At 59.2% G+C, this 20,767-nt stretch carries 21 protein-coding genes; 12 read left to right on the top strand and 9 right to left on the bottom strand.

Annotation, left to right across the window (positions count from 1 at the left end):
* Positions 1-147 precede the first annotated feature (147 nt).
* Together olsB and N018_RS04875 are read left to right on the top strand one after the other, a co-directional pair.
* On the top strand, positions 148-903 hold the full coding sequence (gene olsB / locus N018_RS04880) for an L-ornithine N(alpha)-acyltransferase (RefSeq protein ID WP_024647274.1): 756 nt from the start codon (positions 148-150) through the stop codon (positions 901-903).
* The gene (locus tag N018_RS04875) at positions 903-1,709 is read left to right on the top strand and encodes a lysophospholipid acyltransferase family protein (protein ID WP_025388956.1); all 807 of its coding nucleotides are present in this window, start codon (positions 903-905) and stop codon (positions 1,707-1,709) included. Before olsB ends, N018_RS04875 begins: the two co-directional genes overlap by 1 nt.
* Here N018_RS04875 and N018_RS04870 read toward each other — a convergent pair.
* The gene (locus tag N018_RS04870) at positions 1,667-2,266 is read right to left on the bottom strand and encodes an ACP phosphodiesterase (RefSeq protein WP_025388955.1); all 600 of its coding nucleotides are present in this window, start codon (positions 2,264-2,266) and stop codon (positions 1,667-1,669) included. The genes N018_RS04875 and N018_RS04870 overlap by 43 nt on opposite strands.
* A gap of 163 nt (positions 2,267-2,429) precedes the next feature.
* On the opposite strand from N018_RS04870, the gene N018_RS04865 reads away from it, so the two are divergent.
* From N018_RS04865 to N018_RS04855, 3 genes are read left to right on the top strand one after another with little or no spacing between them, the layout of a single operon-like run.
* Positions 2,430-2,744, top strand: coding sequence for an ArsR/SmtB family transcription factor (locus N018_RS04865; protein ID WP_024647271.1), 315 nt, complete (start codon positions 2,430-2,432; stop codon positions 2,742-2,744).
* Positions 2,745-2,776: 32 nt separating this feature from the next.
* On the top strand, positions 2,777-3,943 hold the full coding sequence (locus N018_RS04860) for an MFS transporter (protein ID WP_025388954.1): 1,167 nt from the start codon (positions 2,777-2,779) through the stop codon (positions 3,941-3,943).
* A gap of 21 nt (positions 3,944-3,964) precedes the next feature.
* The gene (locus N018_RS04855; protein WP_024647269.1) at positions 3,965-5,014 is read left to right on the top strand and encodes an alkene reductase; all 1,050 of its coding nucleotides are present in this window, start codon (positions 3,965-3,967) and stop codon (positions 5,012-5,014) included.
* 72 nt (positions 5,015-5,086) lie between these two features.
* On the opposite strand, the gene N018_RS04850 is transcribed toward N018_RS04855, so the two are convergent.
* The 4 genes from N018_RS04850 to N018_RS04835 all read right to left on the bottom strand — a co-directional run bounded on the left by N018_RS04850 (position 5,087) and on the right by N018_RS04835 (position 8,819).
* The gene (locus N018_RS04850; RefSeq protein WP_025388953.1) at positions 5,087-5,776 is read right to left on the bottom strand and encodes a hypothetical protein; all 690 of its coding nucleotides are present in this window, start codon (positions 5,774-5,776) and stop codon (positions 5,087-5,089) included.
* A gap of 138 nt (positions 5,777-5,914) precedes the next feature.
* Positions 5,915-6,766, bottom strand: a complete 852-nt coding sequence (locus tag N018_RS04845) for a hypothetical protein (protein WP_025388952.1) — start codon at positions 6,764-6,766, stop codon at positions 5,915-5,917.
* A gap of 86 nt (positions 6,767-6,852) precedes the next feature.
* The gene (locus N018_RS04840) at positions 6,853-7,845 is read right to left on the bottom strand and encodes an NAD-dependent epimerase/dehydratase family protein (protein ID WP_025388951.1); all 993 of its coding nucleotides are present in this window, start codon (positions 7,843-7,845) and stop codon (positions 6,853-6,855) included.
* Positions 7,846-7,919: 74 nt separating this feature from the next.
* A complete protein-coding gene (locus N018_RS04835; RefSeq protein ID WP_025388950.1) occupies positions 7,920-8,819 on the bottom strand; it encodes a LysR family transcriptional regulator ArgP in 900 nt (299 codons plus the stop codon).
* A 95-nt stretch (positions 8,820-8,914) separates the two neighbouring features.
* Here N018_RS04835 and N018_RS04830 point away from each other — a divergent pair, with 95 nt between their 5' ends.
* From N018_RS04830 to N018_RS04815, 4 genes are all read left to right on the top strand, one after another.
* Entirely contained in the window at positions 8,915-9,517 is a 603-nt protein-coding gene (locus N018_RS04830; RefSeq protein WP_024647264.1) for a LysE/ArgO family amino acid transporter, read from the top strand.
* A 190-nt stretch (positions 9,518-9,707) separates the two neighbouring features.
* Positions 9,708-10,289: a superoxide dismutase [Fe] gene (gene sodB / locus N018_RS04825; protein WP_024647263.1), complete on the top strand. Its 582-nt coding sequence runs from the start codon at positions 9,708-9,710 to the stop codon at positions 10,287-10,289.
* Between the two features lie 348 nt (positions 10,290-10,637).
* The gene (locus N018_RS04820; RefSeq protein WP_025388949.1) at positions 10,638-12,689 is read left to right on the top strand and encodes a putative bifunctional diguanylate cyclase/phosphodiesterase; all 2,052 of its coding nucleotides are present in this window, start codon (positions 10,638-10,640) and stop codon (positions 12,687-12,689) included.
* A 179-nt stretch (positions 12,690-12,868) separates the two neighbouring features.
* Positions 12,869-14,233, top strand: a complete 1,365-nt coding sequence (locus tag N018_RS04815; protein ID WP_024647261.1) for an imelysin family protein — start codon at positions 12,869-12,871, stop codon at positions 14,231-14,233.
* 188 nt (positions 14,234-14,421) lie between these two features.
* On the opposite strand, the gene N018_RS04810 is transcribed toward N018_RS04815, so the two are convergent.
* Positions 14,422-15,051, bottom strand: a complete 630-nt coding sequence (locus N018_RS04810) for a pyridoxamine 5'-phosphate oxidase family protein (RefSeq protein WP_025388948.1) — start codon at positions 15,049-15,051, stop codon at positions 14,422-14,424.
* Between the two features lie 267 nt (positions 15,052-15,318).
* Between N018_RS04810 and N018_RS04805 the strand changes: the two genes are divergently transcribed.
* The 3 genes from N018_RS04805 to N018_RS04795 are packed head-to-tail and all read left to right on the top strand — an operon-like array spanning position 15,319 to position 18,971.
* A complete protein-coding gene (locus tag N018_RS04805) occupies positions 15,319-16,746 on the top strand; it encodes a di-heme oxidoreductase family protein (RefSeq protein WP_025388947.1) in 1,428 nt (475 codons plus the stop codon).
* A 45-nt stretch (positions 16,747-16,791) separates the two neighbouring features.
* Positions 16,792-17,856: an imelysin family protein gene (locus tag N018_RS04800; RefSeq protein WP_025388946.1), complete on the top strand. Its 1,065-nt coding sequence runs from the start codon at positions 16,792-16,794 to the stop codon at positions 17,854-17,856.
* Positions 17,857-17,873: 17 nt separating this feature from the next.
* Positions 17,874-18,971 carry a DUF1513 domain-containing protein gene (locus N018_RS04795; protein ID WP_024647257.1) on the top strand — a complete coding sequence of 366 codons (1,098 nt, stop codon included), beginning with the start codon at positions 17,874-17,876 and terminating at the stop codon, positions 18,969-18,971.
* Positions 18,972-19,048: 77 nt separating this feature from the next.
* Here N018_RS04795 and N018_RS04790 read toward each other — a convergent pair whose 3' ends face one another.
* From N018_RS04790 to N018_RS04780, 3 genes are read right to left on the bottom strand one after another with little or no spacing between them, the layout of a single operon-like run.
* The gene (locus N018_RS04790; RefSeq protein ID WP_024647256.1) at positions 19,049-19,276 is read right to left on the bottom strand and encodes a hypothetical protein; all 228 of its coding nucleotides are present in this window, start codon (positions 19,274-19,276) and stop codon (positions 19,049-19,051) included.
* A complete protein-coding gene (locus N018_RS04785; RefSeq protein WP_024647255.1) occupies positions 19,273-19,995 on the bottom strand; it encodes a lipopolysaccharide kinase InaA family protein in 723 nt (240 codons plus the stop codon). Before N018_RS04785 ends, N018_RS04790 begins: the two co-directional genes overlap by 4 nt.
* A 4-nt stretch (positions 19,996-19,999) precedes the next feature.
* A complete protein-coding gene (locus N018_RS04780; protein ID WP_024647254.1) occupies positions 20,000-20,680 on the bottom strand; it encodes a class I SAM-dependent methyltransferase in 681 nt (226 codons plus the stop codon).
* Between the last annotated feature and the right edge of the window lie 87 nt (positions 20,681-20,767).

Raw genomic sequence — 20,767 nt, 5'->3', positions numbered from 1 at the left:
ACGATGAGGCGTCAGAGCCTCCGTCACACAACCATCACCAAAGCTTCACAGGCATGACACGCCATCTCCCTAGCCTGCAACTACGGCAAAGCGCCTGGACAAATCAGTCAACCAGCCAATATGCAAGGCTGGCTCATGGAGATTCGTATGACCCAGATCGCCCGCATTCGTGACAACACTTCTGAACGTCGTCTTCAGGCCGAGCGCCTGATTGGAGCGCGCGCCTTGCAGGAAGCACAGGCGTTGCGTTTCAGTGTGTTCAGCGAAGAGTTCAACGCCCGCCTCAATGGCGCTGAACACGGTCTGGATATCGATGACTATGATATTCACTGCTCGCACATCGGGGTTCGCGACTTGAACACCGGGCGCCTGGTGGCCACGACTCGGCTGCTCGACCACAAGGCTGCCAGCACACTGGGCAGCTTTTACAGTGAAGAAGAATTCAGCCTGCACGGCCTGACTCATCTGCAAGGTCCGATTCTGGAACTGGGTCGCACGTGTGTCGATCCAGCCTACCGCAACGGCGGCACCATTGCCGTGTTGTGGAGCGAGCTGGCCGAAGTGCTCAATGAAGGCAGCTATAGCTACCTGATGGGTTGCGCCAGTATTCCGATGCAGGACGGCGGCATTCAGGCCCACGCGATCATGCAGCGTCTGCGCGAACGCTACCTGTGCAACGAGCACCTGCGCGCCGAACCGAAGAACCCGCTGCCGACCCTCGACATCCCGAGCAACGTGATCTGCGAAATGCCGCCGCTGCTCAAGGCTTACATGCGTCTGGGCGCCAAGATCTGTGGCGAACCGTGCTGGGACGAAGATTTCCAGGTCGCCGACGTGTTCATTCTGCTCAAGCGCGACGACCTGTGCCCACGTTACGCGCGCCATTTCAAGGCGGCCGTATGATGAGCCGGATTCGCGGCTACGCCCGCGTGGTCAGGGTGCTGATGGTCGTGGCGCTCGGCCTCATGATTGCCGGAGCCTTCGCGATTCTGGAGCGTATCAAGTTCGGCAGTTCGATGGAGCGCAGGCAGCGCTGGAGCCGCTGGTTCATGGCACGCCTGAGCAACGCCCTGCCATTTCGCGTCACCGTGACCGGCGAGCTGCCCACGCAGCCGATGTTGTGGGTCAGCAATCATGTGTCCTGGACCGACATCGCACTGCTGGGCATGCTCGCGCCGCTGTCGTTTCTGTCCAAGGCCGAAGTACGCACCTGGCCGGTGGCCGGCTGGCTGGCATTGAAAGCCGGTACGCTGTTCATTCGACGTGGCTCGGGCGACAGTCGTCTGATCCAGAAGCAGATGTGCAATCACCTGCAACAAGGTAACGCGCTGCTGATTTTCCCGGAAGGCACCACCACCGATGGCAAGAGCCTGCGCACCTTTCACGGTCGCTTGCTGTCCAGCGCCATCGAAGCAGGTGTGCCGATCCAGCCGGTGGCGATTGGTTACTCACGTGACGGCAAACCGGACCCGATAGCCCCGTTCATTGGCGACGATGACTTGCTGTCGCATTTGCGCCGACTGTTCGCCAACGAGCAGAGCGACGTGCATATTCACCTTCTGACACCGATCCCGACTGCAGATCAGGAACGTGCGGCCCTGGCCTTCAAGGCTCAGCAAGCTGTGCAAACGGCATTGTTTGGTGAACCGGTGATCGGCGAGCCTGCTCAGCCGAGTGAAGTGGTCTCGCGCCCGGCCAGAGCGGCCTGAGCGAAATCCTGCAACTGCGGATAAAACTCCGCGAAGTCCTCGCTCAAGGGCTGGTAAAGCGCCTGCAACTCCTGCATGCCGCCCGCCAGCCCTTCGGGTCGTGACAGGCGGCTGGAGATACCCCGCAGCACCTGCTCCAGCACCTCGAAATCCCGATAGGAACCCAGCCAGTCCTGCGCCGCCATACGCGGTGCGATCAGCGCCAGGCGCTCGGGCAACTGCGGCTCGGCGGCCAGCGTGCCATAGACCTTGCGAGTGAACACGTCCAGCGGCAGATCGGCATACAGCTGCCAGTCACGCGCCAGGCAGTGATCAAAAAACACGTCAAGCATGATGCCCGCATAACGGCGGCGTTGCGCTGGAAAACGGGCAATGGACGACTTGATCAGCGGATGAGCATCCGTGAACGCATCGATGCTGCGATGCAGACGAATCGCCGCTTCCAGCTCGACAGGAAAACGCCCCGGCAGCGGGCCTTTGACGAAGTCGCCGTACAGGCTGCCGAGCAATTGGGCAGGTCGATGCCCGCCAAGATGAAGATGTGCCAGATAGTTCATGACCGCAAGCCTACGCCGCTTATGGGGTTCCGGTCCATATATCGATATAACCCGATATTCCGATTTGATCGTTGCTCAGCACGAAATCATATTTGTATATCGCGAAATACAGATATAAAGTTCGCCCCATCGCGATATATCGCTATACGCCTGTGAGAACGACATGCCAATTGACCTCGACGACATAATAAAAGCTCTGGCCCATCCGGTCCGCCGAGAAATCCTGACCTGGCTGAAGGACCCGCGCGCGAGTTTTCCGGCTCAGGAACACTCGATCGAACATGGCGTCTGCGCCGGACAGATCGATCAGCGCGCAGGGTTGTCCCAATCCACTGTGTCAGCCCACCTCGCAACGCTGCAACGCGCCGGGCTGATCAGCAGCAAGAAGGTCGGCCAATGGCATTTCTTCAGACGCAACGAAGAAGTCATCCAGGCATTCGTACAGGCACTGCTTGAAGAGCTGAACAACCCGACCTGATTTTTTTCACCTTTTGTTCCTGGAGATGCCCCGTGCCCCTTTCGCTACTCATTCTGGCCCTGAGCGCCTTCGCCATCGGCACCACTGAATTCGTCATCATGGGCCTGCTGCCCGACGTCGCCGCCGACCTCGGCGTATCGATCCCCGGCGCTGGCTGGCTGGTGACCGGCTACGCCCTGGGCGTGGCAGTCGGCGCACCGTTCATGGCCATGGCCACGGCAAAACTGCCACGCAAGGCCGCACTGGTCACGCTGATGGGGATTTTCATCATCGGTAACCTGCTCTGTGCGTTGGCCAGTGATTACAACGTGCTGATGTTCGCCCGTGTCGTTACCGCACTGTGCCACGGCGCGTTCTTCGGTATCGGCTCGGTGGTTGCCGCAGGCCTGGTGCCGGCCAACCGTCGTGCGTCCGCTGTGGCCTTGATGTTCACCGGTCTGACCCTGGCCAACGTGCTGGGCGTGCCGCTGGGCACCGCATTGGGTCAATACGCAGGCTGGCGCTCGACGTTCTGGGCAGTGACCGTCATCGGCGTCATTGCGCTGATCGGCCTGATTCGCTTTCTGCCGACCAATCGCAATGAAGAAAAGCTCGACATGCGCGCCGAACTGGGAGCCCTCAGAGGTGCCGGTATCTGGTTGTCGCTGAGCATGACTGCGCTGTTTTCAGCCTCCATGTTTACCTTGTTCACTTACATCGCCCCGCTGCTCGGCGAAGTGACTGGCGTATCGCCCAACGGCGTGACCTGGACCCTGCTGCTGATCGGCCTTGGCCTGACCGCCGGTAACGTGCTCGGCGGCAAAATGGCCGACCGCCGCCTGTCGTCCACACTGATTGCCGTGTTCGTTTCGATGGCGGTGATTTCCACCGTCCTCAGTTGGACCAGCGCATCGCTGATCCCGACTGAAATCACCCTGTTCCTCTGGGCGGTCGCGGCTTTCGCTGCGGTCCCGGCGTTGCAGATCAATGTGGTGACCTTCGGCAAGGCGGCACCCAACCTGGTTTCGACCCTGAACATCGGCGCCTTCAACGTTGGCAACGCGCTCGGCGCCTGGGTCGGCGGCAGCGTTATCGCTCACGGCCTGGGCCTGACCAGCGTGCCACTGGCGGCTGCTGTACTGGCAGTGCTCGCGCTGCTGATCACCCTGATTACTTTCCGTCAGACCGGCAACCCGGATCTGGCACACGCTACTAATTGATCAATTACGAGGATTCGATACATGACGACTATCTTTGACCCTATCACCCTGGGCGATCTGCAACTGCCAAACCGCATCATCATGGCGCCGCTGACACGCTGCCGCGCCGATGAAGGCCGCGTCCCCAATGCAATGATGTCCGAGTATTACGTACAACGCGCCTCGGCAGGTCTGATCCTGACTGAAGCTACCTCGGTCACGCCGATGGGCGTGGGCTACCCGGACACCCCTGGCATCTGGTCCAATGATCAGGTGCGTGGCTGGAGCAACATCACCAAGGCGGTGCACAACGCCGGTGGCCGCATCGCGCTGCAACTGTGGCACGTAGGGCGCATTTCCCACCCTTCTTACCTGAACGGCGAAACCCCGGTTGCGCCGAGCGCCATTGCAGCTGAAGGGCATGTGAGCCTGATGCGCCCTATCACGCCGCTGCCAGTGCCGCGCGCGCTGGAGCTGGCGGAAATCGGCGACATCGTCGAGGCCTATCGGATCGGCGCGGAAAACGCCAAGGCAGCGGGCTTCGACGGCGTGGAAGTCCATGGTGCCAATGGCTATCTGCTGGAGCAGTTCCTGCTGAGCGGCAGCAACCAGCGCACCGATGAGTACGGCGGTTCGGTAGAAAACCGTGCCCGTCTGCTACTGGAAGTGACCGATGCAGTCATTGACGTGTGGGGTGCCGGTCGCGTGGGTGTGCACCTTTCGCCGCGCGCCGACATGCATGACATGAGCGATGAAAACCGGGCTGAAACCTTCAGCTACGTGGCCAGGGAGCTCGGCAAGCGCGGTATCGCGTTCATCTGTGCTCGCGAGCATGACGCCGAAGACAGCCTCGGCCCGCAGTTGAAGAAAGACTTCGGCGGCGTTTATATCGCCAACGAGAAGTTCACCAAAGACAGTGCCAATGCCTGGCTGGCAGAAGGCAAGGCCGACGCAATCGCGTTCGGTGTGCCTTACATCGCCAACCCGGACTTGCCGGAGCGGCTGGCCAGCGATGCCCCTCTGAACGAAGCTCATCCGGAGACGTTCTACGCCAAAGGCCCGGTCGGTTACATCGACTACCCACGCCTGTAACACGTTACTGCAAGGCAAAAAACCCTGACTCGCAAGAGTCAGGGTTTTTTATCGCCCGTCTAACGGGGAACGTTACGGTGCAGCGTCAGGCTTGACTGTACCTAACACATTGCCTTCGGCGTCGGTGATCGTACCATCCACCATTTTCCAGCGGCCGTCCGGGTAGTTGACCGAGCCATCCGCAAAAACCCAGGTTCCATCCTTGTGCTGGACATCACCATTGGGGTGCTCTATCGAGCCATCGACATGCACCGTCGTGCCGTCGAGGTTCTGCAAGGCTCCGTCAGGATGGGTGACGGATTGACCATCTGCAGACTCGACGCTGCCGTTTGGATAGCTGACCGTGCCGTCCGGGTTGACCACGCTATTGAGCGGCTGGACCAGTTGCAGAACACCTGTTGCGGTGTTGACGACTGCCAGTAGCTTGTCCAGACGCGAGGGTGCCGCAGGTATCGGGGGCATCGCCTGCGGCAATGGCTCACTGATAGAGGGCTTGACCCGCGGTTTGACCGGCGGCTTGACCGGGTCCTTTGTCTTGATCGGAGGTTTGACTGGCGGCTTGAGCGGGTCCGTTGTCTTGATCGGAGGTTTCACCGGCGGTTTGAGTGGGGTTTTCACCTTGACCGGAGGCTTGACGTTTACTTTTGGTTTGGTTGATACCAGATACTCTGGATGCACGGGCTGAAGTTCTTCAGCAACGCTGTCATCTATTTCGATGGTTTCTTCCGGCGTATTAGGGCGCATATCCTTGATTCCATTCATTATTGAAACTCCATTTATTTAACTGCCAGGCAAGCGTAAGCCTTCCCTCAATTGGCAGGCATATAACTATGTACGGAGTGCAAAAAAAAAACGGGCCACCTGCCTGCCGCTATGGATAGCAGCAGGCAAGGCCCGGTTTCAACGACGTGCGTTGAGCTGTTGCGACAGATTCTGGATCTGGCTGGTCAGGGTGTTGATGTTACGAGTGACCTGAGCACGAAATGCGTCGAACTCGGCGGTATTGGTTTCTGCTGACGGTGCCGGGCGGTTTTCCTGTTCGCTTTTCAAGACCATCAGCTCCTGCTCCAGTCGTTCGACAGTAGCGGACGGATTGCCCTGCTTTTTCAGCGTTGCTACATCGGCTGCCACGCTCTTGATCTGGGCGTCCAGCTTGCCCTGCTCAGCCTGGGCGGTTTTCAGGTCAGGCAACACGGCCTTCAACGCGGCCAGTTCAGCGACTACGCTTTTCAGTTGCTCCTGGGTCTGCGCGTTTTCGGTGTGCTGCTGCGCCGTTTGCGCGGCCATCTGCTCCAGACGCTTGTCGAGGCTGCCCTGCTGACCTTCAACGCCTTCACGTTGTTTGTCCTGGTCTTCCAGTTGCGCTTCGAGCAACTTGATACGCTGCTTGAGAGCTTCGCCGTCGCTGGACAGCGATTCGGTGGCCACGACCTTGCCGGAGATATCCTGCAAACGCCCCGCCGCTTCTTCGCTGATGCGCGCAAAGCTTTCCTGCGTCGCCACCAGTTGTTGCTCCATCAGGGAAACCTGCTGAAAGCTCCACCAGCCCAGACCACAAAACGCGATAAACAGCGCACCGACCAATGCCCAGAGCGGCCCGGTGCTCGGGCCCTTGACCTTGACCACAGGCGTGGTGCGCGAATAGACCGTGGTGCGATCACGCGCTTCACTGCCCACGACAAAATCGTCATCGTCGTCTTTGGCGGTGAGGTGGGGAACGTCATCGACGTCATCGTATGGATCGTTGCGCATGGATAACCCTTCAGGAAGCTGTTGAAACCAAAGTCGGGCAGTATAACAACAGCACCGTGACCAATCTCACTGTGCCACTACTGCATTCACATCCCGTTCTGTACCCGCCACCAGCCACAGAACTCATCCAGTGCCGTCCACAGGCTGACCTGCGGCTGATAATCCAGATAATGCCTTGCACGGCTTATATCAAGCGTGAAGTCCTTGTTCATGACCTGCATGCCCAGTCTGGACAGCGTAGGTTCAGGTCGGCCCGGCCATAGCATGCAGGCCGCTTCATTGATCGCCGCCGCACTGTAGGCCAGCCCGTAAGAACGATAACGAGTAACCTGAGGCAACTGCATCTGCCGCATCACATAATTGATCGCATCCCACAACGGGACAGGCGTGCCGTTGCTGATGTTGTACGCCTTGCCCAGCGCAGACCCGGTTGCCAGCAAACTGCTTAACAACGCTTCATTAAGGTTCTGCATGCTGGTGAAGTCGACCATGTTCAGGCCGTTGCCGACAATCGACAGACGCTTCTTGCGCTGCATGTGCAGCAGGCGCGGAAAAATACTGTTGTCGCCTGCACCAGTGACGAAGCGCGGCCGCAGGGCAATCACTTCCAGGCCGAACTCTTCAGCGCCGAAGACCTTTTGCTCGGCCAGGTATTTGGTGGCCGCATAGTGGTTGTGGAAGCGCTTGGGCACTTGGTCTTCGGTAATATCGCGGCGCGAGCGACCATTGAAATAGATCGACGGCGATGACAGGTGGACCAGCCGGCGCACTCTTTGTTTCAGGCAGCCCTCGACAATGTTCTCGGTGAGCTGCACGTTGCCCTGCATAAAATCCTGACGACGCCCCCACACGCCGACGGAGCCGGCGCAATGCACCACGGCCTCGACGTCATCGCACAGCGCTTGCACCAGATACGGGTCGGCAAGGTCGCCCTGAATAAACTCGGCGCCGCGCCTGACCAGATGCTCGACAGCATCGGCACGACGGCCATTGATCCGCACGCTCATGCCCTGCTCAAGGGCAAAACGCGCGAAGCGTCCGCCGATGAAGCCGCTTGCGCCGGTGACCAGAATTTTCATTTACCGCTCCATTAACGCGTCTGCGTGACGGGAGTAACCCGACCCGCATTGATTACACATGATCGTAATGACGATCATTCATCGCTCAACGGCACCAGCCAGTGGGCAGCATGTTGTGCCAGATGCTCGGTGAGACGGGTCAGCAACTGACCGCCGTTGCGCCAATGGTGCCAGTACAACGGCACATCAATACAGCGATCCGGCAGCAGCTCAAGCAGCGTGCCACTGCGTAATTGCTCGCGTACTTGCAGCTCGGGCGCCAGCCCCCAGCCCATTCCGGCTTCAATCATACGGATGAAACCTTCGGAGGACGGGCACAAATGATGCTCGAAACCGTCCTGCACACCAAGCAGCGCCAGATAACGATGCTGCAAAAGATCATCCGGCCCGTAAACGAGCGCCGCTGATCTGACCAGCTTTTCCGGGCTGACACCGCCCGGAAAATGGCGTGCGATGAATGCCGGGCTGGCCAGCGCCCGATAGCGCATCGCCCCCAGCAACTGACTGCGCGCCCCGGCCACGGGGCGCTCGCTGCCACACAGGCAGGCCGCCACTTCACCAGCACGCATGCGTTTGAGCCCGACGTCCTGATCTTCGACCACCAGGTCCAGCAACAGACTATGCTGCGTACAGAAATCACCAATGGCCGGTGCCCACCAGGTTGCCAGACTGTCGGCGTTCAAGGCGATCCGCAAACGCTCGGGCCTGCCCTCTTCATCCAGGGCAGGCACCTGGCTTTGCAGATCGCGTTCCAGCAGTCGCACTTGCTGCACGTGATTGAGCAGGCGTCGCCCGATGTCTGTCGGGCTGGGCGGCGTGGCCCTGACCAGAACCGGCTGGCCGATACGCGCTTCAAGCAATTTGATACGTTGCGAGACGGCTGACTGCGACAGCCCCAGCACATGGGCCGCCCGTTCGAACCCGGCCTGTTCGATGACTGCAGCGAGCGCAGACAACAGTTTGTAGTCGAACATCACTTTCCCTAATGAGCGATCAGGATTATTGGTTTTCCTTATACCGCTTCAGTCCCGAGAATCGCCATCTCAATCTGCTCGATGGGAACGTATTTATGTGGCAAAGCTACTTCAACGGATTGCTGATCGCCGCTGGCCTGATCATGGCCATCGGCTCGCAAAACGCCTTCGTGCTGGCTCAGGGTCTGCGCCGTGAACACCCTGTGTCGGTCGCGATGCTCTGCGTTATCTGCGATGTCATTCTGGTCACCGCCGGGGTGTTCGGTCTGGCCAGTGTGCTGGCGCAAAACCCGACCTTGTTGGCGGTAGCACGCTGGGGCGGTGTGATATTTCTCAGTGGGTACGGTTTGCAGGCCCTGCGCCGGGCCTGCTCGAAACAGAGCCTCGAACAAAGCGCGGCGGCGGGCAAAAAGTCGCGCCGCACGGTACTGCTCAGTGCATTGGCCGTTACCTTGCTCAACCCGCACGTTTATCTGGACACCGTATTGCTGATCGGCTCGCTCGGGGCACAGCAAAGTGTGCCGGGGGCCTATGTGGCCGGCGCCGCAAGCGCTTCTTTTTTGTGGTTCTCCTGCCTCGCCATCGGCGCGGCCTGGCTCGCTCCCTGGCTGGCCCGCCCTGCCACATGGCGTCTGCTGGATGTGATGGTGGCGGTCATGATGTTCAGCGTGGCGTGGCAATTGATCCAGTCGGCCTGAAGGTTTCATGTCGTTGAGGCAACAGCGCGGGAACCTCTATCCCACACAGTTGTTGCGTGGTTAAGCCGCAGGCCCGGTGCTATAGTCCGGGGTCTGCGCCGCAAAAGAGTAAAACTCCCGGTGCATGCTGTATCTGGCCGCCCGTGATCGGCCGTGCGACTACCGCAATTGACCTGAAAGGAGATAAACCATGGCTTTTGAATTGCCGCCACTGCCTTACGCCAAAGACGCTCTGGTGCCGCACATTTCTGCGGAGACTCTGGAATATCACCACGACAAGCACCACAACACCTACGTCGTGAACCTGAACAACCTGGTGCCAGGCACCGAGTTCGAAGGCAAGACGCTGGAAGAGATCATCAAGACTTCCTCGGGCGGTATCTTCAACAACGCCGCGCAGGTCTGGAACCACACGTTCTACTGGAACTGCCTGGCGCCAAACGCTGGTGGTGAACCTACCGGTGCGCTGGCTGATGCGATCAACACCGCCTTCGGCTCGTTCGAGAAGTTCAAGGAAGAGTTCAGCAAGACTTCCATCGGCACCTTCGGCTCCGGCTGGGGCTGGCTTGTGAAAAAGGCTGATGGCTCCCTGGCACTGGCCAGCACTATCGGCGCTGGCAACCCGCTGACCAGCGGTGACAAGCCGTTGCTGACCTGCGATGTCTGGGAACACGCCTACTACATCGACTATCGCAACCTGCGTCCGAAGTATGTAGAAGCGTTCTGGAACCTGGTGAACTGGAAATTCGTGGCTGAGCAATTCGCTTCCTGAGTCCGGCAACCCTGAAGAACCCGGCCATGCGCCGGGTTTTTTATGGCCTGCCCCCAGCGAAATGCCCTCGGACGACCAGTTTTTCATCCATGCGAAGCAGAAATGTTTTTAACCTGCCGCCTGTACTTTTGTATTGTCAGAAAACGCTAGTTAGCTAATTATCACGACTTAATTCTTTACAGTGTCCTGCTCAAGTTACGCACATGGCCGCCCGATGCATCGAGGTGGCGTGGGCCAGTGGGTGCAAGGAACGCGAAGATCAGCCGGTGCGAGCCCTCTATGGGTCAACCGGTTTTTCGAGGGTGACGGGGCCATACGCGCCCTCCGACACGAACTAAGGAACGGCCATTGAAGCTGGAACTCAAGAACAGCCTGTCGGTAAAGCTGCTGCGTGTAGTGCTGCTGTCGGCGCTTCTGGTCGGCGTTGTATTGAGCTGCGCGCAAATCGTTTTCGATGCGTACAAGACCCGCCAGACAGTGGCGAGCGATGCAGAGCGGATTCTCGGCATGTTTCGCGATCCCTCAACCCAGGCGGTCTACAGCCTGGACAGGGAAATGGGCATGCAGGTCATCGAAGGTCTGTTTCAGGATGACTCGGTACGCATGGCCTCGATCGGACATCCCAACGAAACCCTGCTTGCCGAAAAAGACCGCCCGCTGAAGGCATCACCGACGCGCTGGCTGACCGATCTCATTCTGGGCCAGGAGCGCAGCTTCTCCACGCAACTGGTAGGACGCAGCCCGTACAGTGAGTACTACGGCGACTTGCGCATCACGCTGGACACCGCCAACTATGGCGAAAGCTTTTTGGTCAACGCCGGGATCATCTTCATCGCAGGCGTACTGCGGGCACTGGCGATGGGGTTGGTGCTGTATCTGGTTTATCACTGGCTGCTGACCAAGCCATTGTCAAAAATCATCGAACACCTGACCACCATCAACCCGGATCGCCCCAGCGAGCATCAATTGCCGCTGCTCAAGGGGCATGAAGAAAACGAGCTGGGAATCTGGGTCAACACCGCCAATCAACTGCTGGCCTCCATTGAGCGCAACACCTATCTGCGTCACGAGGCCGAAAGCAATCTGCAGCGCATGGCGCAGTACGATTTTCTGACCGGTTTGCCCAACCGACTCCAGTTGCAGACTCGGCTGGACCGGATTCTGGAGGATGCCGGACGTCAACAGCACCGGGTTGCAGTGCTCTGCGTGGGTCTCGATGACTTCAAGGGCATCAACGAGCAGTTCAGCTACCAGGCTGGCGACCAGTTGCTGCTGGCGCTCGCCGACCGGTTGCGTGCGCACAGCGGGCGACTCGGTGCTCTGGCGCGCCTGGGCGGCGATCAGTTCGCGCTGGTTCAGGCCACCATCGAGCAGCCCTACGAAGCGGCAGAACTGGCGCAAAATATTCTTGATGAGCTCGAAGCCCCGTTTGATGTCGCCGAACAGCGAATCCAGCTAAGGGCAACCATCGGCATCACCCTCTTCCCCGAGGATGGCGACAGCACCGAGAAACTGTTGCAGAAAGCCGAGCAGACCATGACGCTGGCCAAGGCCCGCTCGCGCAATCGCTATCAGTTTTACATTGCCAGCGTCGACAGCGAAATGCGCCGCCGTCGTGAACTCGAAAAAGACCTGCGCGACGCCTTGCCACGCAATCAGTTGTACCTGGTCTATCAACCGCAGGTCAGCTATCGCGACCACAGTGTGGTCGGCGTTGAAGCGCTGATTCGCTGGCAGCATCCGGAGCATGGCCTGGTGCCGCCGGACGTGTTTATCCCGCTGGCCGAGCAGAACGGCACCATCATCGCCATTGGCGAATGGGTGCTCGACCAGGCCTGCCGCCAACTGCGCGAGTGGCTTGATCAGGGCTTCACCGATTTACGCATGGCGGTGAACCTGTCGACCGTGCAGCTGCATCACGCCGAGCTTCCCAGGGTCGTGAACAACCTGTTACAGATATATCGCCTGCCGCCCCGCAGCCTGGAACTGGAGGTCACCGAAACCGGCCTGATGGAAGACATCAACACCGCCGCCCAGCACTTGCTCAGCTTGCGACGCTCTGGTGCGCTGATTGCCATCGATGACTTCGGCACGGGTTACTCATCGCTTAGTTACCTGAAAAGTCTGCCGCTGGACAAGATCAAGATCGACAAGAGTTTCGTCCAGGACCTGATTGATGACGACGATGACGCCACGATCGTGCGGGCGATTATTCAGTTGGGCAAAAGCCTGGGTATGCAGGTGATTGCCGAGGGCGTGGAAACGGTTGAGCAGGAAGCCTACGTCGTGGCCGAAGGCTGCCATGAAGGTCAGGGCTACCTGTACAGCAAACCGCTGCCGAGCCGTGAGCTGCTGACGTATTTGAAGCAGGCACGTCAGGGCAATCCGGTCATACCCTGAAAATTGACGCACAGGCCGGGCTGCTCAAGCTGCCTTGAAACCATCTGTTACAACCTCTCGAATACCTGATCACGCCGGCAAAGGCGTTTTGCCTTTACATCGAATGCAAATCTTTCGCATCATGTCGCAGATTTTCTGGGCGCACCTCCGCCTTAACCCTATCGACGCAGGATTCCGTCATGATTCGTATGCCTCTGGCAACCGCTAGTCTGTTGGCCATCGCTATCTCTCTCGCCGGTTGCGGTGAAGGCAAGGACAAGGCAGCCGCACCGGCTCCCGCCGCAACCCCTGCCGCCCCGGCTAGCGCGCCAGCGCCTGCTGCACCCGCCGCCGCACCGGCTGCCGCAGCCCAGACAGACGATGCCGCTGCCAAAGCTGTCGTTGCCAACTACACCAACATGGTGTCAGCAGTGTTCGACGATGCCGAAGCCGGTGCGAAAAAACTGAGCACCGCCGTCGACGCGTTTCTGGCCAAACCCAATGACGAAACCCTGAAAGCTGCTCGGGATGCCTGGGTTGCTGCCCGCGTGCCTTACATGCAGAGCGAAGTGTTCCGCTTCGGCAATACCATTATCGACGACTGGGAAGGACAGGTTAACGCCTGGCCCCTGGACGAAGGCCTGATCGATTACGTGGCCAAGGACTACCAGCACGCATTGGGCAATCCTGGCGCAACCGCGAACATCATCGCCAACACCGAAATTCAGGTAGGCGAGGACAAGGTCGACGTCAAAGAGATCACCCCCGACAAACTCGCCAGCCTCAACGAGCTGGGCGGTTCCGAGGCGAACGTCGCCACGGGCTACCACGCCATCGAATTCCTGCTCTGGGGCCAGGACCTGAACGGCACGGGCCCGGGCGCCGGCAACCGTCCAGCCAGTGACTACCTTGAAGGCGCGGGTGCTACCGGTGGTCATAACGACCGTCGCCGCGCCTACCTCAAGGCGGTCACTGACCTGCTGGTCAGCGACCTGGAAGAAATGTCCGGTAACTGGAAAGCCGGTGTTGCCGACAACTACCGCGCCACGCTGGAAGCCGAGTCCGGCGAAAGCGGCCTGCGCAAGATGCTGTTCGGCATGGGCAGTCTGTCCTTGGGTGAACTGGCAGGCGAGCGCATGAAGGTCGCGCTGGAAGCAAACTCCAGCGAAGACGAACACGACTGCTTCAGCGACAACACGCACAATTCGCACTTCTACAACGGCAAAGGCATTCGCAACGTTTATCTGGGCGAATACACCCGCACCGACGGCAGCAAAATAAGCGGCCCGAGCCTCTCGTCGCTGGTGGCTAAAGCAGATCCGGCCACCGACGCCACACTGCGCGCGGACCTGGACGACACCCAGGCCAAGCTGCAGGCCATCGTCGATCACGCCAACAAGGGCGAACACTTCGACCAACTGATCGCCGCCGGCAACACCGCGGGCAATCAAGTGGTCCGTGACGCCATCGCCGCACTGGTCAAACAGACCGGCGCCATCGAGCAAGCGGCGGGCAAGCTGGGCATCACCGACCTGAACCCGGATAACGCTGACCACGAGTTCTGATCAACTGCGTTTCGCGCTGTAAAAACAACGCCGGTCAGTTCGCTGACCGGCGTTTTTTATTGCACATGGGCCTACGCTGTTTTCATCTCTTTCGCCCGGCCACGTGGAGGGTACTGCCCGGCCACAGGCAATCTTCCAGCAGGCAAATCCGATTGTGTCTACCCACGTCGTCGGCGCGGCCCGGGTTATCAATACAACGTATCCGCAATGCGTCCCGGCAAGGCCTTGTCATAGGCATCACCGTCGATTTGCGCCGCCGAAACCGCTTTCAGTAGCTGCCCCGCAGTGGGTAGCGCACTGCGTTCGATGTGCCGTGCTGCGTTCCACAGACCAGACCGGATAGTGGCTCTGCTGCACTGGAAATACACGCTGGTCACCGTGATGCGCAGGACTGATCTGGGCCGTTGTCCCTGCACTTCAAAACGCGACAGCAGCGCGGGCTGAATCGAGATCTGCGCTGTGCCGTTGATGCGCAAGGTTTCACCGACGCCGGGGATGAGAAACAGAAGCGCGACGCGTGGATCGTTGACGATGTTGCGTAGGGTATCGATCCGGTTGTTGCCGCGTCGGTCAGGCAAATACAGCGTCTTGCTGTCCTCGATATGCACGAAGCCCGCCTGATCTCCGCGCGGCGAGGCGTCGAGCCCGTCGGGTCCGGCAGAGGCAAGCACAACAAAAGGTGCCGACTCGATGAAGGGTCGGTAGGCCGGGTGAATATGGTCGACTTCCTTGATGAGGGAAGGAGGAGCAATCGGGCCATAGAGCGCTTCCAGCGCCTGGGTAGTGGTCACGAACGCACTGTTGTCCGGGTTATCCATCGAATGATCTCTACTGGGCATTTGTCTTTGAGGGCTGCTGGCTGCGACACGCGTGATCAGTCTAAGCAGGTCACGATGACAGTGATGCGATTGGTCGCAATTTGAAACGGCACATGCAGGATAGGCAAGAATGTCGAAATCCGGCCAGTTTGAAAGATTCGTAACAACGCATTGCTTGAAGCCCAGCAAACGATAATCCCTCTTATTCAAACCGCAGCAGACTGATAAGCTTGCACGCCCTGATTGGCGCCTCGTTGCAGGATGTTTATGAGTACGCGGTTCCGTCTTCTCTTTACCTTGCTCTCGACGCTGGTCCTGGGCGCGTGCGATGACGCCCCGCGCTTCACGCATGCCGAGCCGGGCGAAGCCCTGTCCGCAGGCAGCGCCACGGTGCGCAAGACTGACCAGAACGCGTTCTCCATGCCCTCGGCCAATTTGTCACCGGTACGGCGGCTGGACTTCAGCGTCGGCAACAGCTTCTTCCGCAGCCCTTGGGTGATCGCGCCGTCTACCACCACGGCTCGCGACGGCCTCGGGCCGCTGTTCAACACCAACGCCTGTCAGAATTGCCATATCAAGGACGGTCGCGGGCACCCACCTGAAGCGGGCGACAGCAATGCGGTGTCGATGCTGGTCAGGCTGTCCATTCCAGACGACCCGGCCTACGCCGACCTGATCCAGCGCAACGGTGTACTGCCCGAACCGACCTACGGCGGACAATTGCAGGACATGTCCAACCCCGGCGTGCCACCAGAGGGCAAGGTGCGGGTCCAATATGACGCGCTGGCGGTCACGTTTCGCGACGGCACTTCTGTAGCGTTACGCCAGCCTACCCTCAGAATCACACAGCTGGGCTACGGCCCGATGCATCCCGAAACCCACATTTCAGCGCGCATCGCACCGCCAATGATTGGCCTCGGGTTGCTGGAAGCCATCGCCGACGAAGCGATCCTCGCCAACGCCGATCCCGATGACAAGAACGCCGACGGTATCTCCGGGCGCGCCAACTGGGTGTGGGACGACGCGCAACAGAAAGTCGTGATGGGACGCTTCGGCTGGAAAGCCGGGCAGCCCAACCTCAATCAGCAGAACGTGCATGCGTTTGCCGGTGACATGGGGCTGACCACCAGCCTGCGGCGCTTCGATGACTGCACCCCGGCGCAGACCGACTGCCGGGCAGCGCCAAACGGCAACGGCCCGGAAGGCGAGCCGGAAGTCAGCGACAACATACTGCGTCTGGTGGAGTTCTATACCCGCAACCTGGGCGTTCCGGCGCGTCGCAAGGTGGACGACCCTCAAGTGCTGGCCGGCAAGAATCTGTTTTTCGAAACAGGCTGTCAGCAGTGCCACACGCCCGCGTTCAAAACCCGAAGCGACGCCGCCGAGCCAGAGTTGGCCAATCAAGAGATTCGCCCTTACAGCGACCTGCTGTTGCATGATATGGGCGACGGGCTGGCCGACAATCGTACCGAGTTTCAAGCCACAGGAAGCGAATGGCGCACGCCACCGCTGTGGGGGCTGGGCCTGACCAGCACGGTGAGCGGACACACCCAACTGCTGCATGATGGTCGCGCCCGTACTGTGCTTGAGGCGATACTCTGGCACGGCGGCGAGGCCCAGACGGCGCAACGAAAAGTACTGACATTCGACGCCGAACAGCGTGAAGCGCTGCTCGCCTTTCTGAATTCGTTATGATTGCTCCCCTTCCAGACTACTTCTTCAAAAAATAAGGAGCCGGACATGTTCCGACCCAAGTTGTTGCTGACCAGCCTTGCGGCTCTCGCATTGGGTGCCTGTTCGCCATCCGATCCTCAAGCGGTCACGTCTGCGGCCATCGCCAAGCAGGTGATCCTGCCGACCTACAGTCGCTGGGTAGACGCCGATCGTCAGTTGGCGGCCAGCGCTCTGGCGTTCTGCCAGGGCAAGACCGATCTGGCAGCAGCCCGCGCAGACTTTCTAAAAGCGCAAAAGACCTGGGCGGAGCTGCAACCGCTGTTGATCGGCCCGCTGGCCGAAGGCAATCGCGCCTGGCAAATACAGTTCTGGCCCGACAAGAAGAATCTGGTTGGGCGTCAGGTCGAGCAACTGGTCGCCGCTCAACCGCAGATCACCGCCGGTGAGCTTTCCAAAGCCAGTGTGGTGGTGCAAGGCCTGTCCGCTTACGAATACATTCTGTTCGATGCCGACATCGACATGGCCAATGCAGAGCAGAAAGCGCGGTACTGCCCGCTGTTGATGGCTATTGGCGAGCGTCAGAAACAGCTGGCCGAAGAGATCCTCAACAGCTGGAACAGCACCGACGGCATGCTCGCGCAACTGAGCAAGTTTCCCAACCAGCGTTACGCCGATTCCCACGAAGCCATTGCCGAGTTGCTGCGGGTTCAGGTCACTGCACTGGACAGCCTGAAGAAAAAACTGGGTACGCCACTGGGTCGCCAGAGCAAAGGCCAGCCGCAGCCATTCCAGGCAGATGCATGGCGCAGCAAAGCGTCGCTCAGCAGCCTGGAAGCCAGCCTGATCAGCGCCGAAACCGTCTGGACTGGGGTCGATAACAAGGGTTTGCGAGGCCTGCTCCCTGCCGAACAGAAACCACTGGCCGACAAAATCGATGCAGCCTACGCCAGCAGCCGCACATTGCTCACGCAACTCAAGCCGCCGCTGGCCGACCTGCTGGCCACCGAGGCAGGACGCCAGCAACTCAATGCGTTCTATGACAGCCTGAACACAGTGCATCGCCTGCACGAAGGCGAACTGGCCAAGGCACTGGGCATTCAATTGGGCTTCAACGCCAACGACGGCGACTGATCAAGAGGAGACGAGTGATGTTGCGACGTCAGGCCACGGCCCTCGCCAAATGGTTACCCAGTGCTCGCATGCTGGGTGGCTGGATGTTGTTCAGGCAAAAGGATCAGGGCCCCCTGCTGCTTTCCGCGCGTGACGATGCCGACGGTCGGCATTACGCGGTGGGTTACCGGCTTGACGGCAAGCAGGTGTTCGCCACACAGGTCGGCCAGCGCTGTCACGACATCATCAACCATCCGAGCCTGCCGCTGGCGGTGTTCATCGCGCGTCGTCCAGGGACCGAAAGCTATCTGATCGACCTGCGCAACGGCAGCCTGCTGCAAACCATCACGTCACAGACTGATCGTCACTTTTATGGCCATGCCGTGATCCATCGCGACGGCGAGTGGCTTTACGCTACGGAAAACGACACGAGCGATCCAGGCCGCGGTCTGCTGGGCATCTATCGGTTTGTCGGTGAGCGACTGGAGTATTCGGGCGAAATCTCTACGCACGGCATTGGCCCGCATCAAGTGTCCTGGATGCCGGACGGCGAGACACTGGTCGTCGCCAACGGTGGCATTCGTACCGAAGCGGAAAGCCGCGTGGAAATGAACCTCAATGCCATGCAGCCCAGTCTGGTGTTGATGCAGCGCGACGGGACGTTGCTGAGCAAGGAAACCCTTTCGCAGCAGATGAACAGCGTGCGCCATATGGGCATCGCCGCTGACGGCACAATCGTTGCCAGTCAGCAATTCATGGGCGCCAGCCATGAGCTGGCCGAGCTGCTGGCAATCAAGCGTCCGGGCCAGCCGTTCCAGGCGTTTCCGGTGGCAGAAGAACAACTTCGCGCAATGGCTCACTACACGGCCAGCGTCGCAGTGCACAGTGAGCTGCGACTGGTGGCCCTCACCGCACCGCGTGGCAATCGGTTTTTCATCTGGGATCTGGACAGCGGCGCATTGAAGCTGGATGCACCGTTACCGGACTGCGCGGGCGTAGGTGCAGTAGCAGATGGCTTTGTGGTGACGTCAGGCCAGGGTCGTTGCCGATTCTACGATTGCCGTAAAACCGGGTTGCTGGCCGAGCCTCTGAATTTGCCCGCAGGGCTCTGGGACAACCACCTGCATGTGGCATAGCCATTCATGGAGAGGAGACTGCACGCAGCAAGCAATAAGGCCCCTTCAGGGGCCTTATTGCGTGAGGTGAAACAGGCTCAGTTACGGACGCCGGTTCCTTGAACCAGGCCATACATGAGCAGCAAGAGGTCGTGATCCGGACTCACCGGCACCAGGCTTTTCGCCACACGCGGCATAGGGCAATACCCTTCACCGTGCGCCGCGCTAAGTATTCGGGTAGTCGGTTGCTCAAACGCTGCAATTGCGACGGTCGCTGTCGCCAGCGCGCCGAAGACAAACAGACCTCTTGCCATTTCTAGTTTCATGACTCTAAACCTTTGATGGAACTGCCAAATGCCACTTGGTAAAAGTAGACCAGTTTCTGCCAGTCTGCGGTGCTGAATGACGAATGGCGTCTCAGCTGTTTCATGTCGTGTTGGGCAGCACCGTAGGCGGTGACGCGACGGCGGCCTTTCTCCAGATCAAGCAAGGCAACCTCTACGCTGGCGTCAGGACCGTCACCTGTCACCCGAACAAAAATGTGCTTGATGTACAGACAGCTGTGTTGCCAGCGGCCGAGGTGCATGCGCGCCAGGGTTTGGGCCACTTCCTTGAGCATATGCTCATAAAAAAGCTCGCCATGGCGCTCTCGTCCTCCTGCATCGAGCCACTTCTCGATTTCCTCGAAACCCACCAGTTCACCAGTAACCAACAATGCCTGCCAGGCATTGCCATCGCCACGCCTGGCGCCGCAATACACCACTTCCGGCACAACAACACCCTGCTTGCGCAGCCCTTCGAGTGCCTCGCGCTCACGCAAGACAGTCGGACGACCAAGCGGATGCAGCAGGCTGCGATAGATATGGCCTGTCTGGCGTTTGGCATAAAGCATCTGGCCGTCGTCCATGATTAGCCGCTGTACACCACTCTCTCCGCCACGGCGCACATTAGGCTCTTCAACCCATTCGCCGCGCTGGTTCCAGAAATGGCTGAACTCATCCTGCATCGAGTTTACAACTGGCGTTTTCAAGGACTGCAAACCCATCTTTTTACCTTTTTCGTAAGACATAGACACGCCACATGGCGTACATCGGCAGGAAATCCATTCGGTTCTGAATGCGAAATCCGGCCTGCTCAAATTCGGTTTCTGCGGTTGCTACGGGTAACACAAAACGATTCTGGTAACTTTCCTGCCCGTTTTTTTGCAAACGCTGTTTCTCCAGACGTTCGCGCTTCCATGCCTTGAAGTTGCCGTCGACCCATAGCGAAATAATTACGCTGTCACGGGTAACGCGTTGAAACTCACGCAATAGAGCCATTCGATCACTGGCCTGGCCGACATGGTGCAACAGACGCATACAAAAAATGCTGTCTACCGAGTTATCAGGCAGATCAATGGCAAAAGCAGATGTCTGCAAGGGTTGTACCCTTTTTACAACATCTCCCGGTTGCGACGCACAGGCTGTGGCGAGCATGTCAGCAGAGTTGTCGGCACCGATGATCGTCCGGTTGGGCTTTTCGGCGAGGAGCGGCCAAAAACGCCCTGCACCGCAAGGCAAATCCAGAACCAGACCCGGGTCACCCGCCATGTGCAGGGCTTTTCTCGCCAACTGCTCATCGCGATAGTGCGACAGCTTGCGCCATAGACCGTCTTGATGTTTCTCAAGATATTGACGAGCATGATCTTTATCGTACTTCCGGGAAAACTCTAGTTCTATGCGCTCACTCATAAGAGCATCTCCTGACAATGATGCCGGCCAAAATAAAGGCCACGCTGTCACTGTCAGGTCATCTCAATGTGAAAAATTTGTCATGTT

Origin of the sequence: Pseudomonas syringae CC1557, assembly GCF_000452705.1 — a bacterium.
GTDB lineage: Bacteria > Pseudomonadota > Gammaproteobacteria > Pseudomonadales > Pseudomonadaceae > Aquipseudomonas > Aquipseudomonas syringae_F.
The sequence above is the reverse complement of the archived record's forward strand: the minus strand, read 5'-3'. Positions and strand labels throughout refer to the sequence as shown.

Excerpts from the sequence above, each read along its gene's own strand:
- olsB (WP_024647274.1), top strand. The coding sequence starts at position 148 with ATGACCCAGATCGCCCGCATTCGTGACAACACTTCTGAACGTCGTCTT.
- N018_RS04875 (WP_025388956.1), top strand. The coding sequence starts at position 903 with ATGAGCCGGATTCGCGGCTACGCCCGCGTGGTCAGGGTGCTGATGGTC.
- N018_RS04870 (WP_025388955.1), bottom strand. The coding sequence starts at position 2,266 with ATGAACTATCTGGCACATCTTCATCTTGGCGGGCATCGACCTGCCCAA.
- N018_RS04865 (WP_024647271.1), top strand. The coding sequence starts at position 2,430 with ATGCCAATTGACCTCGACGACATAATAAAAGCTCTGGCCCATCCGGTC.
- N018_RS04855 (WP_024647269.1), top strand. The coding sequence starts at position 3,965 with ATGACGACTATCTTTGACCCTATCACCCTGGGCGATCTGCAACTGCCA.
- N018_RS04850 (WP_025388953.1), bottom strand. The coding sequence starts at position 5,776 with ATGAATGGAATCAAGGATATGCGCCCTAATACGCCGGAAGAAACCATC.
- N018_RS04845 (WP_025388952.1), bottom strand. The coding sequence starts at position 6,766 with ATGCGCAACGATCCATACGATGACGTCGATGACGTTCCCCACCTCACC.
- N018_RS04840 (WP_025388951.1), bottom strand. The coding sequence starts at position 7,845 with ATGAAAATTCTGGTCACCGGCGCAAGCGGCTTCATCGGCGGACGCTTC.
- N018_RS04835 (WP_025388950.1), bottom strand. The coding sequence starts at position 8,819 with ATGTTCGACTACAAACTGTTGTCTGCGCTCGCTGCAGTCATCGAACAG.
- N018_RS04830 (WP_024647264.1), top strand. The coding sequence starts at position 8,915 with ATGTGGCAAAGCTACTTCAACGGATTGCTGATCGCCGCTGGCCTGATC.
- sodB (WP_024647263.1), top strand. The coding sequence starts at position 9,708 with ATGGCTTTTGAATTGCCGCCACTGCCTTACGCCAAAGACGCTCTGGTG.
- N018_RS04815 (WP_024647261.1), top strand. The coding sequence starts at position 12,869 with ATGATTCGTATGCCTCTGGCAACCGCTAGTCTGTTGGCCATCGCTATC.
- N018_RS04810 (WP_025388948.1), bottom strand. The coding sequence starts at position 15,051 with ATGGATAACCCGGACAACAGTGCGTTCGTGACCACTACCCAGGCGCTG.
- N018_RS04805 (WP_025388947.1), top strand. The coding sequence starts at position 15,319 with ATGAGTACGCGGTTCCGTCTTCTCTTTACCTTGCTCTCGACGCTGGTC.
- N018_RS04800 (WP_025388946.1), top strand. The coding sequence starts at position 16,792 with ATGTTCCGACCCAAGTTGTTGCTGACCAGCCTTGCGGCTCTCGCATTG.
- N018_RS04795 (WP_024647257.1), top strand. The coding sequence starts at position 17,874 with ATGTTGCGACGTCAGGCCACGGCCCTCGCCAAATGGTTACCCAGTGCT.
- N018_RS04790 (WP_024647256.1), bottom strand. The coding sequence starts at position 19,276 with ATGAAACTAGAAATGGCAAGAGGTCTGTTTGTCTTCGGCGCGCTGGCG.
- N018_RS04785 (WP_024647255.1), bottom strand. The coding sequence starts at position 19,995 with ATGGGTTTGCAGTCCTTGAAAACGCCAGTTGTAAACTCGATGCAGGAT.
- N018_RS04780 (WP_024647254.1), bottom strand. The coding sequence starts at position 20,680 with ATGAGTGAGCGCATAGAACTAGAGTTTTCCCGGAAGTACGATAAAGAT.